The organism is Streptomyces sp. NPDC048603 (assembly GCF_043199475.1).
Classification (GTDB): Bacteria; Actinomycetota; Actinomycetes; order Streptomycetales; family Streptomycetaceae; genus Streptomyces.
The window spans coordinates 504,870-522,334 of the sequence record NZ_JBICVY010000003.1 but is presented as its reverse complement, the minus strand read 5'-3'; the positions used below and the strand labels follow the sequence as shown (position 1 = coordinate 522,334).

At 72.8% G+C, this 17,465-nt stretch carries 16 protein-coding genes; 12 read left to right on the top strand and 4 right to left on the bottom strand.

What is annotated here, in order from left to right; translation table 11 throughout:
- Positions 1-148: 148 nt before the first annotated feature.
- Positions 149-913, top strand: coding sequence for an SLATT domain-containing protein (locus ACGFQ9_RS09100; RefSeq protein WP_393572717.1), 765 nt, complete (start codon positions 149-151; stop codon positions 911-913).
- Positions 914-1,085: 172 nt separating this feature from the next.
- Here the strand turns inward: ACGFQ9_RS09100 and ACGFQ9_RS09095 are convergent, their stop codons facing one another.
- From ACGFQ9_RS09095 to ACGFQ9_RS09085, 3 genes are all read right to left on the bottom strand, one after another.
- Positions 1,086-1,736: a hypothetical protein gene (locus tag ACGFQ9_RS09095; RefSeq protein WP_393572715.1), complete on the bottom strand. Its 651-nt coding sequence runs from the start codon at positions 1,734-1,736 to the stop codon at positions 1,086-1,088.
- Between the two features lie 98 nt (positions 1,737-1,834).
- Positions 1,835-2,575 carry a GntR family transcriptional regulator gene (locus ACGFQ9_RS09090; protein WP_393572713.1) on the bottom strand — a complete coding sequence of 247 codons (741 nt, stop codon included), beginning with the start codon at positions 2,573-2,575 and terminating at the stop codon, positions 1,835-1,837.
- 63 nt (positions 2,576-2,638) lie between these two features.
- The gene (locus ACGFQ9_RS09085; RefSeq protein ID WP_393572711.1) at positions 2,639-4,015 is read right to left on the bottom strand and encodes an aspartate aminotransferase family protein; all 1,377 of its coding nucleotides are present in this window, start codon (positions 4,013-4,015) and stop codon (positions 2,639-2,641) included.
- Between the two features lie 206 nt (positions 4,016-4,221).
- On the opposite strand from ACGFQ9_RS09085, the gene ACGFQ9_RS09080 reads away from it, so the two are divergent.
- The 10 genes from ACGFQ9_RS09080 (at position 4,222) to ACGFQ9_RS09035 (ending at position 14,426) form a co-directional block, all read left to right on the top strand.
- The gene (locus ACGFQ9_RS09080; protein WP_393572709.1) at positions 4,222-4,890 is read left to right on the top strand and encodes a DJ-1/PfpI family protein; all 669 of its coding nucleotides are present in this window, start codon (positions 4,222-4,224) and stop codon (positions 4,888-4,890) included.
- A 91-nt stretch (positions 4,891-4,981) separates the two neighbouring features.
- A complete protein-coding gene (locus ACGFQ9_RS09075) occupies positions 4,982-5,536 on the top strand; it encodes a MarR family winged helix-turn-helix transcriptional regulator (RefSeq protein WP_393573019.1) in 555 nt (184 codons plus the stop codon).
- A 78-nt stretch (positions 5,537-5,614) separates the two neighbouring features.
- Positions 5,615-7,486 (top strand): serine/threonine-protein kinase, encoded by a 1,872-nt coding sequence (locus tag ACGFQ9_RS09070; RefSeq protein ID WP_393572707.1) that lies wholly within the window; start codon positions 5,615-5,617, stop codon positions 7,484-7,486.
- Positions 7,487-7,565: 79 nt separating this feature from the next.
- Positions 7,566-7,991: a nuclear transport factor 2 family protein gene (locus ACGFQ9_RS09065; protein ID WP_393572706.1), complete on the top strand. Its 426-nt coding sequence runs from the start codon at positions 7,566-7,568 to the stop codon at positions 7,989-7,991.
- 151 nt (positions 7,992-8,142) lie between these two features.
- Complete coding sequence (locus ACGFQ9_RS09060; protein ID WP_393572704.1) at positions 8,143-9,102, top strand: alpha/beta hydrolase; 960 nt, start codon at positions 8,143-8,145, stop codon at positions 9,100-9,102.
- Positions 9,095-10,264, top strand: a complete 1,170-nt coding sequence (locus ACGFQ9_RS09055) for an acyltransferase (protein ID WP_393572702.1) — start codon at positions 9,095-9,097, stop codon at positions 10,262-10,264. The genes ACGFQ9_RS09060 and ACGFQ9_RS09055 overlap by 8 nt, the downstream gene beginning before the upstream one ends.
- The gene (locus tag ACGFQ9_RS09050; protein WP_393572700.1) at positions 10,257-11,654 is read left to right on the top strand and encodes a sensor histidine kinase; all 1,398 of its coding nucleotides are present in this window, start codon (positions 10,257-10,259) and stop codon (positions 11,652-11,654) included. The genes ACGFQ9_RS09055 and ACGFQ9_RS09050 overlap by 8 nt, the downstream gene beginning before the upstream one ends.
- 7 nt (positions 11,655-11,661) lie before the next feature.
- Entirely contained in the window at positions 11,662-12,333 is a 672-nt protein-coding gene (locus tag ACGFQ9_RS09045) for a response regulator (RefSeq protein ID WP_393572699.1), read from the top strand.
- Between the two features lie 87 nt (positions 12,334-12,420).
- Positions 12,421-13,752, top strand: coding sequence for a sensor histidine kinase (locus tag ACGFQ9_RS09040; RefSeq protein WP_393572697.1), 1,332 nt, complete (start codon positions 12,421-12,423; stop codon positions 13,750-13,752).
- Complete coding sequence (locus tag ACGFQ9_RS09035) at positions 13,749-14,426, top strand: response regulator (protein ID WP_393572695.1); 678 nt, start codon at positions 13,749-13,751, stop codon at positions 14,424-14,426. Before ACGFQ9_RS09040 ends, ACGFQ9_RS09035 begins: the two co-directional genes overlap by 4 nt.
- A gap of 31 nt (positions 14,427-14,457) precedes the next feature.
- On the opposite strand, the gene polX is transcribed toward ACGFQ9_RS09035, so the two are convergent.
- On the bottom strand, positions 14,458-16,185 hold the full coding sequence (gene polX / locus ACGFQ9_RS09030; RefSeq protein ID WP_393572693.1) for a DNA polymerase/3'-5' exonuclease PolX: 1,728 nt from the start codon (positions 16,183-16,185) through the stop codon (positions 14,458-14,460).
- Positions 16,186-16,244: 59 nt separating this feature from the next.
- On the opposite strand from polX, the gene ACGFQ9_RS09025 reads away from it, so the two are divergent.
- Positions 16,245-17,450, top strand: coding sequence for a cytochrome P450 (locus tag ACGFQ9_RS09025; protein ID WP_393572691.1), 1,206 nt, complete (start codon positions 16,245-16,247; stop codon positions 17,448-17,450).
- Positions 17,451-17,465: the final 15 nt, after the last annotated feature.

Below are 17,465 nucleotides of genomic sequence, written 5' to 3'. Positions count from 1 at the left end.
ATACCTGATCAAGACCTCCTTGCGGGCGGAAATCCCGGGATTCGTTGCCCATGGCCCGCCATTCGGAGGTAGGAAGAGCATGGACGAGCATGCGCACCATTGCGCACACGCGCACCACCACAGTCAGCGCAGGCAGAGGGAGTGCCGGGTGAGCCAGCCGGAGATGCAGCCCGAGGGGCCACCCCGGGATCCCCGGGAGGAAGGCAACAGCGAGGGCGCCAGCAGGGGACGGCCGGCGGGCGATCTGACCGGCCGGCCGTTCCCCCTCGGGGACTGGGGCGAGCCCGCGGAGCGGCTCGACGAGCTCTACCGGCGGGTCGAGGCCGATGCGCTGCGCACCGCGGAGTGGTACATGTCCGACCGGGCGTGGAAGCGCCGCGGGGCCCGGCTGCTGCGTGCCGGGGCCGCCCTCGGCGCGGTCGCGGGCGCCTCGATGCCGTTGCTGGAGCTGACCGGCTCGGCGCCCGGCGCGTCGGCGTACGGGTACCTCTCCCTGCTGCTCGCGGGAGCCTGCCTGGCCTGCGACCGGTTCTTCGGGCTCACCTCCGGGTGGATGCGGGACGTGGCCACCGCCCAGGCGGTGCAGCGCCGGCTGCAGACCCTGCAGTTCGACTGGGCCTCGGAGAACGTGCGGGAGGTGCTCGGCCCGACCGAGGGGACGGCGAGCGAGGCGGCCGAGCGGTGCCTGACCGTGCTGCGCCGGTTCTCCGAGGACATCAGCGACCTGGTGCGGTCCGAGACGGCAGACTGGATGGTCGAGTTCCGTGCCGGACCGGCGCCGCTGGTGATGCAGTCCCTGCCGGGCGCCGCCCCGCGCATCCCGGAGCCGGGGGGCCACCCGGGCCGCTTCCCGCTGCCTCCGGGGACCCGGCCGAACATGCCGAGGCAGCGCCCGCCGGAGCAGCCCCGCTGAATCGCGGGCACCGGATCGCCGTCACCGGTTCCCGGGTGCCGCGTTCCGGTGCCGGTTTCCTGGTGCCCTTCCCCGGTGTCGGCTTCCTGGTGCCGGTTCCTGGTGCCCGTCCCCGGTGCCGCGTCCGGCGCCGGTTCCCGGCCCGCCCGGGGCGCCCCGTACCGGGCCCCGCTCAGCTGAAGATGATCATCGAGCCCTGCCCCAGGCTCCGTGTGGCCGCCGCGTGCAGACCCAGCCACACGTGCCGCTCGCGCGCGAAGGGGCTGTCGTCGTACGGAATCGGCCCCGCGGGCTCCTCCAGAGAGGTCGCCCGTCCCGGCGGCGCCGGGGCCGCCGGCGGATTGACCGGGTCGATCCCGATCGCCGGGGCCACGAAGACCAGCTCCCGCAGCAGGCCCTGTGCCGAGCCCAGCGGTCCTCCGCCGGCCAGCAGCTCCTCGTTGGCCAGCGGAGCCGCGAAGTCCACCGGTACGTAGGCACCCGCGTGGTCGTAGTGCCAGACCAGGTGCGACTCCTGCGCCGTGGCCTCGAACATCTCCAGGAGCTGCTCGTAGTCGCCGCCGAGCTCGTCCACCGGGGTCACCGGCAGCCCGCAGATCTGCAGCAGGTAGGCCCGGCGCAGGAAGTGCAGGGCGTCGTAGTCGAAGCCGGCCACCGGGGCCACGTCGCCCGACAGGCCCGGCATGTAGGCGAAGACCGGCACGGAGGGCAGCCCGGCCGCGCCGAGTGCCTTGTCGTAGGCGGCGATCTCTTCCGCGAAGGGGTTGTCGGGGCTGTGGCACAGCACGTCGACAAGGGGAACGAGCCACAGGTCACAGGCCACGCGGGCTCCGATCGGTCGTCGAGTCAGCCGTTCCGCTGGTCGGGCCAGCGTAGTGCGCCGGACACGCTCCGCGAAGGGGTCGGCGGCACCCGTTCGGCTCAGACCGCGGGCCGGACGCCGGGCCGGACCCCCGGCCGGGCGCCGGGCCGGGGTCTCGGCGGGTACCCGGTCTCCGGAAGCCGCGCCGCCCAGTCCAGGCCGCTCTGGTTGTACTCCTGCACCAGCAGGCGCGCCTCTTCCGCGTCGCCCCGGGTCACCGCGTCCAGCAGCCGGATGTGCCCGCACCACAGGAGGCTCCGGAAGTCCGCCTCCCGCTGCAGGTACGGCACGGCGAAGACCCAGCAGTGCACCCGGATCCGGTGCAGGAACTCGCTGATGTACGGGTTGCCGAGCAATTCGCCCAGCTCCCGCCAGAACCGCAGGTCGTAGCCGATCAGGACCTCCAGCGAGCCGCTCTCCGCGGCCCTCTGTGCCTCTTCGGCCCGGCGGCGCACCGAGACCAGCTTCTCCCCGCAGCCCGGCCCGGTGCCTCGTTCGACCAGCTGCCGGAAGATCCCATCCGCGATCAGCTTGCGCGCCTCGATCATGCCGCGGAAGTCCTCGACGGTGAACGCCTTAACCCGGAAGCCGCGGTGCTGGACGGATTCGAGCAGCCCCTGGGCGGAGAGGTCCACCAGCGCCTCGCGCACCGGGGTCGCGGAGACCTCGTACTGCTCGGCGATCTGTTTGACCGTGAACTCCCCGCCCGCGGGCAGGCGTCCCGCCAGCACCTCGTCGCGCAGCGCGTCCGCGATCTGCTGGCGAAGGGTGTTGCGGGTGACAGCTCCGCTGCCTGGCATGGGGTCCGTCTCCTTTGCAGTGTTCCGGACACCTTAGGCCAGGCAGCGGCGGGGCCGGTGGGCTCAGCCGGAGGTGGTGTGCCGGTCCGCGACGGTGAGCGCCTCGTCGAGCAGGGCCAGGCCCTCCTTCGCCTCGGTCTCCGAGATGTTGCAGGCCGGGACGACATGGGTCCGGTTCATGTTGACGAACGGCCACAGGCCGGACTTCTTGCAGGCGGCGGCGAACTCGGCCATGGGCGCGTTGTCGGGTCCGGCCGCGTTGTACGGGACGAGCGGCTCGCGCGTCTCCTTGTCCCGTACGAGTTCCACGGCCCAGAACGTGCCCAGCCCGCGGACCTCGCCCACCGACGGATGCCGCTCGGCGAGTTCGGCGAGGGCCGGGCCGATCACGTTCTCACCGAGGTGGGCGGCGTGCTCGACGACACCTTCCTCGGCCATGGTGGTGAGGGTCGCCACGGCGGCCGCGCAGGCCAGCGGGTGCCCGGAGTAGGTGAGGCCGCCGGGGTAGGGGCGGGTGGCGAAGGTCTCGGCGATGGCGGGCGAGATGGCGACGCCGCCGAGCGGGACGTAGCCGCTGTTGACGCCCTTGGCGAAGGTGATGAGGTCGGGGGTGACGTCCCAGTGCTCGGCGGCGAACCACTTTCCGGTGCGGCCGAAGCCGGCCATGACCTCGTCGAGGATGAACACGATGCCGTGGCGGTCACAGAGTTCGCGCACGCCCGCGAGGTAGCCGGCGGGCGGGACCATGATGCCGGCGGTGCCGGGCACGGTCTCCAGGATGATCGCGGCGATGGACTGCGGTCCTTCGAAGGCGATGGTGTCGGCGAGGTGCGCCAGGGCGCGCTCGCACTCCTCGGCCTCGGTGCCGGCGTGGAAGGGCGAGCGGTAGAGGAACGGGCCCCAGAAGTGCACGACGCCGGCGGACGCGGTGTCGGAGGGCCAGCGGCGCGGATCACCGGTGAGGTTGATGGCCGCGGCGGTGGCGCCGTGGTACGAGCGGTAGGTGCTCAGCACCTTCTGCCGGCCCGTGTGCAGACGGGCCATGCGGACGGCGTTCTCCACGGCCTCGGCGCCGCCGTTGGTGAAGAAGATCTTGTCGAGGTCGCCGGGGGTGCGCTCGGCGATCAGCCGGGCGGCCTCGGAGCGGACGTCGACGGCGAACCCGGGCGCCAGGGTGCAGAGCTTCGCGGCCTGCTCCTGGATCGCGGCGACGACCTTGGGGTGCTGGTGCCCGATGTTGGTGTTGACCAGCTGCGAGGAGAAGTCCAGGAACCGGTTTCCGTCGTAGTCCCAGAAGTACGACCCCTCGGCCCCGGCGACGGCGAGCGGATCGATGAGGGCCTGGGCGGACCAGGAGTGGAAGACGTGCGCGCGGTCGGCGGCCTTGACGGCGGCGCCGGCGGCGGCATCGGCGGGGGCGGGCTGCGGGTGAGGGGTCATGGGGCGAGGCTAGAAGTGCGCAGGTGGGAGGCGGTATCGGCGCGTTGTATGGCGGTGGCGGCCGGGCCTCGACGGTCTGTCCGGCCGGAGTCCGCGGCAGCCTTCACAGCAGCCGAACGATTGACAGCATGCTGTCGATATGACAACCTACTGTCATACGGAGATGGCGTGAGCCGGAACGAGCCGGAACGATGGAGGCGAGCAGGATGACCAGCCCCACGAACACCAGCACGAACACCAGCACCAGCACCACTGACGGCGTGCGCAAGCCGGTCCACCTCGCGGTGTACGACACGTACGCCGACTGGGAAACCGGCCACACCACGGCCCACCTGGCCCAGCGCGGCTGGGAGATCCGCACGGTCGCGCTCGACGCGGAGAAGCCGGTGGCGACCATGGCCGGCATCCACATCCAGCCCGACTCGGCGCTGGCCGATCTGGACCCGGCGGATTCCTCCCTGCTGATCCTCACGGGCGCGGGACTGTGGGACACCGGTGACGCGCTGGCACCGTTCGCGGCCAAGGCCCGGGAGTTCCTCGCCGCGGGCGTTCCGGTGGCGGCCATCTGCGGGGCGACCGCCGGGCTGGCCCGCGAGGGACTGCTGGACGACCGCGCGCACACCAGCGCGGCCTCCTTCTACCTGGCGGAGACCGGCTACGCGGGCGGCGCCCGGTACGTCGAGGCCGACGCGGTGACGGACGGCGACCTGATCACGGCCGGGCCGACGGAGCCGGTGGCCTTCGCACGCGAGGTGTTCGCCCGGCTGGGCGCGTACGGGCCCGAGGTCCGCGACGCCTGGTACCGGCTGTTCCACGACTCGGACCCGAGCGCGTTCCCCGTGCTGATGGCGGCGGCGGAGAACGGCGAGGCCTGACGTGTCCGGAACGTGCGGGAGTCGCGGGACTTCCGAGGTGGCCGGGGTGACAGAGATGGCCGGGGTGACGGAGATGGCCGAGGTGACGGAGATGGCCAAGGTGACTGACGCGGCCGAGGTGACCGGCGCGGCCGGTGTGTCCGGGGAGCCGGGGCGGCAGCGGCAGGATCTGCTCAGCCGTACGGCGCTCGGGGTCTTCCGGCTGAACGGCCAGTTCCTCGCGGTTTCGGAGGAGCTGGCCCGCCCGGCCGGGCTGACGGCAGCCTGGTGGCAGGTGCTGGGCGCGGTGCTGCGCGAGCCGCTCCCGGTCGCCGGGGTCGCCCGCGAGATGGGCATCACCCGGCAGAGCGTCCAGCGCATCGCGGACCTGCTGGCCGAACGGGGACTCGCCGAGTACGTCCCCAACCCGGCGCACCGGCGGGCCAAGCTCCTCCGCCCCACGGAGGCCGGCCGGGCGGCCATCGGGCGCATCGGCCCCGGCCACGCCGCGCTGGCGGCCCGGCTGGCCACGGAACTCGGAGAGGCCGGCCTGGCCGAGACGGTCCGGGTACTGGAACGGCTGTCCCGGGCCATGGACGTGGTCGCGGACACCCCCGGCGCGGCACCGGAGGCACCCCCGGACCGAACCGGAACTGAACCGTCATAGTCCCTCCCGCTGCGGGCAGGCGGAACGGCCGACTATTCTCGGCCTGTTCGGCCTGCCCAGGGGGAGGGACATACGGCCATGGAGCAACTGCATCCGGGGGACCCGCAACGCATCGGCCCCTACCGCCTGCTGTCGCGGCTCGGTGCCGGCGGCATGGGGCAGGTCTATCTGGCACGGTCCGACCGCGGCCGGACCGTCGCGGTCAAGCTGGTGCACCACGACCTCGCCCTGCGCGAGGAGTTCCGCCGCCGCTTCCGCCAGGAGGTCTCCGCCGCCCGGCGCGTCGGCGGCGAATGGACCGCGCCCGTCCTCGACGCCGACACCGAGGCCGACACCCCGTGGCTGGCCACCGGCTACGTCGCCGGCACCAGCCTCCGCCAGGTCGTCGCCCGGGACTTCGGCCCGCTGCCCACCCGGTCCGTGCGGATCCTCGCCGCCGGACTCGCGTACGCCCTGCAGGACATCCACGCGGCCGGGCTGATCCACCGCGACCTGAAGCCGTCCAACGTCATGCTCACCATCGACGGGCCCCGGGTCATCGACTTCGGTATCGCACGCGCCCTGGAGGACACCGAACTCACGGACGCCGGACTGACCCGCACCGGCGAACTCGTCGGATCGCCCGGCTTCATGGCGCCCGAGCAGCTCCGCAGCGAAGCGGTCACACCCGCCTGTGACGTCTTCTGCCTCGGGGCGGTGCTCACGTACGCCGCCACCGGTGCGCTGCCGTTCGGCGACACCGAGACCGCGGGCGGGCTCGCCCCGCTGCTCCTCCGCATCACCGAAGCGGAACCGGACCTGAGTGCGGTTCCGGCGGAACTGCGCGAGCTCGTCGCCGACTGCCTCCGCAAGGAGCCGGCCGACCGGCCGACCCCGGCGGAAGTGCTGGCCCGGGTCGGCGCCGACGACACCGTCGCCGACGGCAGGGCCCTGGAGCCGTGGCTTCCGGGCGCCCTGGTGGCCCAGCTGGGGCGGCACGCCGTGGAACTCCTCGGTCGGGAGGACGCGGGTCCGGACCCGACGGGCCCGGCCGGCGCGGCGGGGCCCGTGGCGGCGACGGGGCAGCACCCGGGGCAGGCCGACCGGCCGCGGCAGGACCCGCCCACACTGACCGCGACCGCCCACCTGGCCGGCGCCGGCTTCCCGGCGGGTCCGGCCGGGCCCGCGGGCCCGCCTCCCGCACTGCCCCCGGCAGCGGTGGTGCCCGTGGGTCCCGTAGGTCCCGTGGCTCCCCCGGTGTACCCGGGTTACGGCCCGGCGCCGGGCTACGGGCCGGGGCCGGCGGGTCCCCCGGCGTACTACTCCGTTGCGCCGCCTCCGCCCCCGCTGCCGGCCGCGCGGCCCCGTACCGCCTCCACCGCCTTCCTGGTGGCCGTCGCCACCGTCGTGGCCGTGGCCGCGGGCGCCACGGTGTACGCCGTGATGAGCGCCGGCGGGGACGCGAAGGCCGGGCCGAGCGCGCCTCCCGGGACGAGTTCCTCCGCTCCCCCGCAGTCCACGGGACCGGGCGGAGCCTCGGGGACCACGGACCCCAAGGGCTCCTCGGGCTCCTCGGGCTCCTCGGGTTCTTCGGGCTCCTCGTCGGCGTCTTCGGGCGGCGGTACGGCGAGCCCCTCGGCCCCCGCGGCCACCCCGGGGAGCATCCCGGCCGGCTACCTCGGGACCTGGACGACACAGGCCGGCAGCTGGTCCTGGAAACTGACGCTCTCCGAAGGCAGAGTGGGCGACTCGGTGATGCGCCTGGAGCTCCGCACCCCGGATTACGAATGCGGCTGGTCGGGAACCCTGCAGGCGGCCGGGCCACCGGTCGAGATCAGCCCCTCCGCCCTCACGTACGGCCCGTCCCCGTGTGCACCGGGCAACTGGAGCCGCCTCACCCTGCAGGGTGACGGCAGCCTGGTACGCGAGTTGGTGGGCAGCGGGGGCACTCCCTTGACCTACCGCCGCTGAACCCGGCGATTGTGTCGAAGTCAATAAGCCTGCACATGAAGGTTGTTGCCCGTGGAGACGGCGCCGCAGACTGCGGCGCATGAAGCCGTTGGAAATAGTTGCGAGGCTGTGGGAACGGATCGAGGCACGCGACTGGGACGGAGTCGCCCGTCTGCTCGCGGACGACGTCGTCATCGAATGGCCCGTCAGTGGTGAACGGATCGTCGGCCGCGACAACTTCATCGCCGTGAACAGGGACGAGCTGTACGCGGACGAGGTGTACGGGGAGGGCGCGGCGGAACGCTCGGTGGAGCTGCTGCGCATCCTCGCGGACGGAGAACTCGTCGTCACCGAGGTCGAGATGCCGCAGGACCACGTCGTCTACCGGGCGGTCTCGTGGTGGACCGTACGCGGCGGGGAGGTCATCGAGGCCCGCGAGTACTGGACGACTCCCGGCCAGGACCCGGCGCCGAGCTGGCGATCGGGATATGTCGAACCACTCTCAGGTAGCCCCCGTCATACCTGAGAGCTACGCGCGAAGGCCGCTCCGCAGTGTGACGACGACCATGGGGGCTGATTCCTAACTTCGGATCCGGAGAGCAACACGCTCTTCGACCGCGATCGCGACCACACCGCGAACGCGGCCGTGAACGTGACCGAAGCGAGGGAACAGCGACATGACACGTCTGGCTTCCGGACCGCGCCGTCCTGGGCGGCTCCGCCGCACGCTGCTCGCCGCGCTCGTGGCCGCTGCCGTCGTGGTGCCGGTGTCTGCCGCCGCGTCCGCCCGGGTGCCCGCGCCCGCGGCCGTGCGCTTCGCCGAGAGCGCCACGCCGGCCGAGCGGTACGCCGCCAACCGGGCCGGTCTCGCGGAGGCGGTCCGCGTGGCGGAGGCGGCCGGGCGGACCGGCCGGGCGGACCGGCTGCGGGCCATGGCGGCCGGCGGGTCCGCGCAGTTCCTCGCCTTCGACGGCCACGGCGACGGCCGGGCCGTGGAGGTCTTCGGCGACCTGACGACCGCGGACCGCGTCGCCGTCCTGGTGCCCGGCTCGGACACGACGCTGGACACCTACCAGAGGTTCCGTGCCGGGGCCGTCTCCCTGCAGCAGCGCCTCCGGGCGGAGCATCCGAACTCCGCGGTGGTGGCCTGGCTCGGGTACGACACCCCCGGCACAGTCAGTCCGGCCGTGCTCACCACGGGACGCGCCGACGACGCCGCCGCGGAACTGGGCGCGTTCCTGGATCTGGCGGCGCGGTTCGGTCCGGCCGGCGCACGGCACACGCTGCTCTGCCACTCGTACGGTTCGGTGGTCTGCGCCCGGACGGAGACAGGGCCGGCCGTCGGCGACATCGCCCTGTTCGGCAGTCCCGGCACCGGGGCGGCCAGGGCGGACGAACTGCCCACCGGGGCCCGTGTCTGGGCCGGGCGCGGCAGCGGGGACTGGATAGCCGGGGTGCCGCACGTCCGGTTCGCCGGCCTGGGATTCGGCACCGACCCCCTCGACCCGGCCTTCGGTGCCCGCCGCTTCGAGGCCGGCGCCGCCGGCCACAGCGACTACCTGAAGTCCGGCACCCGCTCCCTGGAGAGTCTCGCGCGGATCGTGCTCGGTACCGGATCGGAGGAGGGACGTGGCTGACCTCGGCCAACTGCTCGCCCGCTGCCGCGCGTCGGCCGCCCGGGCGGATGCCGCCACCCCCGCCGGCCGGGACCGGTCCGTGGATGCCCTGAGGGCCCTGGCCATCCTCGGCGTGGTCCTCGGACACTGGCTGGTCACCGCCCTCACCTCGGCGGACGGCGGCCTGGCGACGACCAGCCCGCTGGTGCACATGCCGTGGCTGGCACCGGTGTCCTGGCTGTTCCAGACCCTCGCCGTGTTCTTCCTCGTCGGCGGGCACGTCGCCACCCGCGGCCATGCCTCGGCTCGGGCGCGCGGAGTGCCGTACGGGGCATGGGTCGCGGGGCGGCTGGGCCGGCTGTTCCGGCCGGTGGTCGTGGTGCTCGTGCTGTGGACGGTGGCCGCCGTCGGGATGCTGCTCGGCGGCGCCGCCCCGGACACCGTGCGCGCCCTGCTGAAGCTGGTGCTGTCCCCGCTGTGGTTCCTGCTGGTCTTCGCCGTGCTGACCGCCGCGACCCCGCTGGTGGCACGGATCCATCCGCTGTGGCCGCTGGCCGTCGTCCTGCACGTGGATCTCGCCCGGTTCGGTTTCGGCGCACCCGAGTGGACCGGCTGGATCAACGTGGCCGCCGGCTGGCTGGTCCCGTACACCCTGGGGGCCGCTTGGGCGCGGGGGGCGTTCGCCGGGCGGCGGGGTCCGGCGGTGCTGCTGGCCGGAGGGGCCGCGGCCACCGTCGCGCTGGTGCTGTGGTGCGGCTATCCGGCGTCGATGGTGGGCGTGCCGGGAGCGCCGGTGTCCAATCTGAACCCACCGACACTGGCCGCGGTCACGTTCGGACTGGCGCAGTGCGGGCTGGCCCTGCTGGTCCGCGGGCCGCTGGCGCGGGCGATGCGCCGGCCGGCGGCATGGGCCGGGGTGGCCCTGCTCAACCTGTCGGCGATGACGGTCTTCCTGTGGCACCAGACGGCGATGATGGCCGTCACCGCCCTCGGCCTGCTCTCCGGAAGCGAGTTGCCCGGTCTGCACACCGTTCCGGACGGGCCCGGCTGGATACCCGTGCGGCTGTTGTGGGTTCCGGTGTTCGGGCTGGCTCTGGGCGTCTGTCTGGCGGCGTTCCGCACGTACGAAGGGCGCCCCGTGCGGCGACACATCGCGCCCCGTGAAGGACTGGCCCATGTCTAGGCTGACCGGTGTGAACGAACAGGGCGCGGCGGCGCGGACGGACGGTACGAGCAGAGACGACGGGAAGCCCCGGAGCACGACCCGCCAGGTGTTCACCCTGCGGCGGGACCCGCTGCCGAGGATGTCCCGGCCCTCCTGGCTGACGTATCTGCCGCAGGGGCTGACACTGTTGGCGGCCGTGTCCTTCACCGCGATCACCAACAACCAGTTGAGCCGCAACTATCACGTGACCAACGGCTTCGTGTCCTTGCTCGCGGTGCTGATGGGGCTGGCCATCGTGCTCGCCATGTTCCGTCCCATGGCCGGCTGGTGGCTGGCCACGGCCACGGCCACGGCCATCGCGGTGGCGATCCACGACACGGTCGGCCACGGCCAGCTCTGGCCGTGGGCGCCCGGCGGCATGTTCGCCTACGCGGTCGTGATCCTGCTGGTGGCGCTGCGGGTTCCGGCCGGGGTCACGACTGCCGCCGTGTCCACGGCCCTCGGACTCGCACTGCTCGGCGAACTCCTGTGGAGTCCCGCGCTCAGCGGATCGTCGGTGGGCGGTGCCACGGTGCTGTTCGCCTTCACCGGGGTGCTGGGCTACGCCCTGCGGGCGGTCCGGCTCACGCGGGGGGAACTGGAGGAACAGGAGACGCTCACCGAGGCGGAACGCGCCCAGCGCGCCCTGCTGGAGGAGCGCAGCCGGATCGCCCGCGAACTGCACGACGTGGTCGCGCACCACATGTCGGTGATCTCCATCCAGGCCCAGGTGGCCCCGCACCTGGTGGAGAACCCGTCGGAGGAGCTGAAGGAGAACCTGGCGGGCGTCCGGCAGAACGCCGTGGAAGCACTCACGGAGCTCCGCCGGGTGCTCGGCGTGCTGCGCTCCGAGCAGCCCGGGGACGAGGCGAACCCGCACCATCCGCAGCCCACCCTCGCCGACCTCGGCGGTCTCGTGGAGAACGTGCGCGGGGCCGGCCTGGAGGTGACCACCGAGCTGGCGGGCATACGTCGGCCGCTCACCCCCGGGGTCGAGCTGACCGCGTACCGCATCGTCCAGGAGGCCCTGAGCAACTGCCTGCGCCACGCTCCGGGTTCGCGGGTGGAGGTGGGCATCGCGTACGGGCCGCGCGAGCTGCACCTGTGCGTGGCCAACACGGCTCCGACGCGGCCGGCACAGCCCTCCCCCGGAGCCGGGCACGGGCTGCTGGGGATGCGTGAGCGGGCGGGCATGCTGGGAGGCGAACTGGTCGCCGGCCCCCGCCCGGGCGGGGGGTACGAGGTCACCGCGGTGCTCCCGATGGATCCCCCGGGGGGCCCGGCCGGCCTGACGGACCCGCCCGGTTCGGCCACCCCGGGCGGTTCGGCCACCCCGGGCGTCTCGGCCGTCCCGACGAGAAAGGACTGACCCGCGCATGACCATGCCGATCAAGGTGATGATCGCCGACGACCAGATGATGGTCCGGCAGGGCTTCACCGTGCTGCTCAACGCCCAGCCCGACATCGAGGTGGTCGGTCAGGCCGTGGACGGGGCCGACGCCGTGGCGAAGGTCGCCGAACTCGCCCCGGACGTCATCCTGATGGACATCCGCATGCCCGGCGTGAGCGGGATCGAGGCCACCGCGACGATCACGGCCGTTCCGGGCGCCACGGTGAAGGTGCTGGTGCTGACCACCTTCGACCTCGACGAGTACGTGTACGAGGCGCTGCGGGCCGGTGCCTCCGGCTTCCTGCTCAAGGACGCCTCCGCCGACCAGCTCGCCGAGGCGGTCCGGGTGGTCGCGGCGGGCGAGGCGCTGCTCTCCCCGAACATCACCAAGCGTCTGATCACGGAGTTCTCCCGGCTGGGGGCGCCGCGCGCGCCCACGAAGGAGCGGATCGGGGAGCTGACGGAGCGGGAGACGGAGGTGCTGGCGCTGATCGCCCAGGGCCTGTCGAACGCGGAGATCGCCACGCACCTGGTGGTGGCCGAGCAGACGGTGAAGACCCATGTCAGCCGGATCCTGGTGAAGCTGAGCCTGCGGGACCGGACCCAGGCGGCGGTGTACGCGTACGAGACGGGTCTGGTCCGTCCCGCGGGCTACTGAACGGCCCGGGTAGTACTTGAGGGGGACCCGGCGAGATCCCCATCGTCGGCGACGCGGACGCCGGGGTCGGGGACCTACGGTTTCGGTATGAAGGAGACCACCGCGGGGGGAACCCGCTCACCGGAGTTCGAACTCGCCAGCGGCCTGTTCACGGGGCTGTCGCGCAGCCTTCGTGAGGCCCTGTTCACCGGGGCGTTCGCCTACCGGCCGCTGCCGGAGCTGCAGGAGGACGGTGCGCTGGCCCGCAGGCTGCCGGCACGGATACGGTCCCGGGCCGCGCAGCTCCCCCACCTGCTGGTGCTGGCGGCGGCCGGCTTCGTGGTCTTTGTGTCCGCGAACGTGGACCGCGGCTACCAGAACTTCACAGAGGCGCTGGTCCTGGGGGTCATCGCCGCGGTGCCGGTCCTGCTGACGCTGTCACGGCCGGTCGGCGCGTTCTGGTGCTCGATGCTCGTCACCTCCGTGCTCGCCCTGGTGGCCGGCACCGCGGTCGTCTGGCCGTGGACCCCCGCCTCCTTCCTCGGCCACCTGGCGACCATGGTGATCGTGGCGGTCCGGACAGGACCACGGGCGGCCGCCTGGATGTGGGTGTGCACGGTCGCCCTCGGCATGGCCTCGGCCGTCTTCGCGGGGTACGGCGAGGCGTTCAACCTCGGCCCGATGGTCTTCCTGTCCGGTGTGGCGATGCTGGCCGTCAGCGTCTGGCAGATCCAGCGGAAGGCCTCCCAGGAGATCGCCGCGCAGCAGGAGGTCACCGCCGTGGAACGGGACAAGCGGACCCTGCTGGAGGAACGGACCACCATCGCACGGGAGTTGCACGACGTGGTGGCCCACCACATGTCGGTGGTGGCGATCCAGGCCGAGGCGGCGCCGTACCGGGTGGAGAACCCGCCGCCGGAGCTGGAGGCGGCGTTCGCCACCATCCGGGAGAACGCGGTGGCGGCGCTCACCGAACTGAGGCGGGTGCTGGGGGTGGTGCGGTCCAAGGACTACGAGGCCCCGGAGGCTCCGCAGCCGACGCTGGCCTCGCTGGACGGGCTGCTGGCCAACGTCCGGGAGGCGGGTCTCGATGTGGAGAAGACCGTCACGGGGGCGGCGCGGGAGCTGCCGCAGGGAGTGGAGCTGTCGGCGTACCGGATCATCCAGGAGGCGCTGAGCAACACGCTGAGGCACGCGCCGGGCGCCCGGGCCGGGGTGGAGGTCTCGTACGTGCTCGGCGGGCTGGGGATACGGGTGGTCAACGAGCCGCCGACCGGGGATGCGCGGCCCTCGCCGGGGGCCGGACACGGGATCGCCGGGATGCGGGAGCGGGTGGCCATGCTGGAGGGTGAGATGACGACCGGGAAGACGGCCGAAGGGGGGTACGAGGTGGCGGTGTTCATACCCGTGCGGAGCACGTCCGCCGAGGACGCGGCATGACGGACGGGACGATCAGGGTGCTGATCGTGGACGACCAGATGATGGTCCGGGAGGGCTTCTCGGTCCTGCTGAACGCGATGCCCGACATCGAGGTGGTGGGTGAGGCCGTCGACGGCAGGGAGGCCGTCGAGCAGGTGGCGGCGCTCCGGCCGGACGTGGTCCTGATGGACATCCGGATGCCGGTGCTGAACGGGCTGGAGGCGACCCGGGAGATCGTGGCGGCGGACGCGGACGCGAAGGTGCTGGTCCTGACGACCTTCGACCTCGACGAGTACGTGTACCAGGCGCTGCGGGCGGGAGCTTCCGGGTTCCTGCTGAAGGACGCCTCGGCCCGGCAGCTGGCGGACGGGGTCCGGGTGGTGGCGGCCGGGGAGGCGCTCCTGGCCCCGTCGGTGACCCGGCGGCTGCTCTCCGAGTTCTCCAGGCTGTCGGAGCACTCGGAGTCCGCCCGGCCGGTCGAGCGGTCGGCGGTCGGTGATCTGACGGAGCGGGAGACGGAGGTGCTGGTGCTGATCGCGCACGGTCTGTCCAACGCGGAGATAGCCGACCGCCTGGTCATCGCCGAGTCCACGATCAAGACCCATGTCAGCCGGATCCTGGTGAAGCTGGGCCTGCGGGACCGCACGCAGGCGGCGGTCTTCGCCTACGAGACGCGGCTCGTCACCCCTTCGTAGGGCGGCGCCGCCCGCCCTGGTCCGGTGGGCGTCAGCGGCCCGGCTTGCGCAGGAAGCGGCCGAGCCGGGTCAGCGGCCAGGTGTTGATCACTTCGTCCCCGGTCAGCCAGCCGCGCTGGGCGGTGCCGATCCCGTAGCGCAGGTACGGCAGGTGGGTGGTGGCGTGGGCATCGGAGTCGATGGCGAACTTCACGCCGTACCGCCTGGCGCGGAGGATGTCCTCGTCGCACAGGTCGAGCCGTTCGGGATGGGCGTTGATCTCCAGAGCGGTGCCGGTGCGGGCGCAGGCGGCGAAGACCTCGTCGAAGTCGGCGTCGATGGGCGGGCGTTTGCCGATCCGTCGGGTGGTGGGGTGGCCGATGACCGACACGTAGGGGTTTTCGCAGGCGCGGACCAGGCGGCGGGTGAGGTCCTGGCGGCTCTGGTTGAAGTGGGAGTGGACCGAAGCCACGCACAGGTCGAAGCCGGCCAGGAACTCGTCGGGCCAGTCGAGGCCGCCGTCGGGGCCGATGTTGAGCTCCGTACCGTGCAGCAGCCGCATCCCGCGGTGGGTGCGGTCGAGGGCGCGGACCTGCTCGCGCTGGGTGAGGATCTTCTCGGCCGTCATGCGCTGCATGGCCAGGTCCGGGGCGTGGTCGGTGACGGCGTAGTAGGCGTATCCGCGGGCGGCCGCGGCGGCGGCCATGTCCTCCAGCGAGGCCAGTCCGTCGGTGAGGTCGGTGTGGGTGTGCAGGTCACCGCGGATGTCGCCCTCGGTCACCAGCTCGGGGAGTTCCCCGCGCCGGGCGGCCGCAATCTCTCCGCGGTCCTCCCGCAGTGCCGGGGGGATCCAGGCCAGGCCGAGGCGGGCGTAGACCTCCTCCTCGGTCTCCGAGGCGAGCCGCTCACCGCTCTCGGCGTCGAACAGCCCGTACTCGGACAGCTTCATTCCCTGGCGGACCGCGAGCTCGCGGGTACGGATGTTGTGGGCCTTGGAGCCGGTGAAGTACTGCAGGCCCGCGCCCCAGGACTCCGGGGGCAGCACCCGGAGGTCGACCTGGAGGCCGTCGGACGTGCGGACGGAGGTCTTCTTCCGGCCGGCCGCGATGACCTCGGCGGTGGTGGGCAGGGCGGTCAGGGCCTCCATGTACGGCTCGGGCTTCCGGGAAGCGACCAGGATGTCGATGTCGCCGATGGTCTCGCGCATACGGCGCAGGGAGCCCGCGTAGGTGCAGCGGGCGCGGCCGGGGAGCGCGGAGAGCCGCTCCACGATCTGCTCGGCGACGTCCATGGCCCGGCTGATCAGGATGCGGTCGGCGCCGGGCTGCCGGAGCAGGGAGATGCCGTGCAGGATGTTCTCCTCGGTGCGCTCGCCGAAGCCCTTCAGATCGCGCAGCCGCTCCTGGCGGATGGCGTCGAGCAGCTGGTCCACGGAGGAGACACCGAGTTCCCGGTGGAGCACCATGGCCTTGCGGGGGCCGAGGCCGGGGATGCCGATGAGTTCCCGCACCCCCGCGGGGACCGCGTCCCGGGCCTCGTCGACGACGGTCATGTGCCCGGTGCGCAGGTACTCGACGATCTTCCCGGCGACCGAGGCGCCGACGCCCGGGATCTCCTTGAGTTCCTTGACTCCGAGGCCGGAGACGTCGGCCGGATGGCCGCCCACCGCCCGGGCGGCCTTCTCGTAGGCGCGCGCCTTGAAGGCGTCGCCGCCGCGGATGGCGATGAGGTCGGCGTACTCCTGGAGCATCGCCTGCACCTCGTCGTTGGCTCGGGGCATACCTCCATGGTGCGCCGGTTTCCCGGGAAGATCCGCCTGACCGGTCATAGGCTGCTGGAATGGACTTCGATCCGTGGGACCCCGCGTTCGTGGCCGATCCGTACCCCGCCTACGCGGAGTTGCGGGCCAGGGGGCGGGTGCTGTGGTGCGAGGCCACCGGTCAGTGGCTGGTGCCGCACCACGAGGACGTCAGCGCGCTGTTGCGGGACCGCCGGCTGGGGCGGACCTACCTGCACCGCTTCTCCCACGAGGAGTTCGGGCGGACCCCGCCGCCGCCCGGACACGAGCCCTTCCACGTCCTGAACGCGAACGGGCTGCTGGACCTGGAGGATCCGGCGCACGCACGGGTGCGGCGGCTGGTGTCCAAGGCGTTCACCCCGAGGACGGTGGAACGGCTGGCGCCGACCGTGCGGCGGATGGCGGGGGAGCTGGTGTCCGGGTTCGTCGCGGAGGGCGGCGGGGACCTGCTGTCGGCCGTCGCCGAACCGCTGCCGGTCGCGGTGATCGCCGAGCTGCTCGGGGTGCCCGAGGCGGACCGGGGGCTGCTGCGGCCCTGGTCGGCGGACATCTGCGGGATGTTCGAGCTCCGGCCCAGCGAGGAGGCCGCGCGCCGGGCAGTGGCCGCGTCGGTGCAGTTCAGCGCCTTTCTGCGGGAACTGATCGAGGAGCGGCGCCGGGCCCCCGGTGAGGACCTGATCTCCGGGCTGATCGCGGCGCACGACGAGGGGGGACGGCTCAGCGAACAGGAGATGATCTCCACCTGTGTGCTGCTGCTCAACGCCGGGCACGAGGCCACCGTCAACACCACGGCGAACGGGTGGTGGACGCTGTTCCGCAATCCGGAGCAGCTGCGGGCGCTCCGGGAGCGGCCGGCCGACATGTTGTCCACAGCTGTGGACGAGCTGATGCGCTACGACACCCCGCTGCAGATGTTCGAGCGGTGGGTGCTGGACGACGTGGAGATCGGCGGCACCGTCGTACCGCGCGGCGCCGAGGTCGCCCTGCTGTTCGGTTCGGCGAACCGGGACCCGGCCCGGTTCGCCGACCCCGACGTGCTGGACCTGGGGCGGCAGGACAACCCGCACCTCAGCTTCGGCGCGGGCATCCACTACTGCCTCGGGGCACCGCTGGCGAGGCTGGAGCTCGCCGCCTCCTTCGGGGCCTTCCTCGACCCCGGGGTACCGCCGCTGCGGCTGGTACGGGAGCCGCAGTGGCAGGAGGGCTATGTGATCCGCGGGCTGCGGGAGCTGGTCGTCGCCTGCTGACCGCCTGCCGACCGC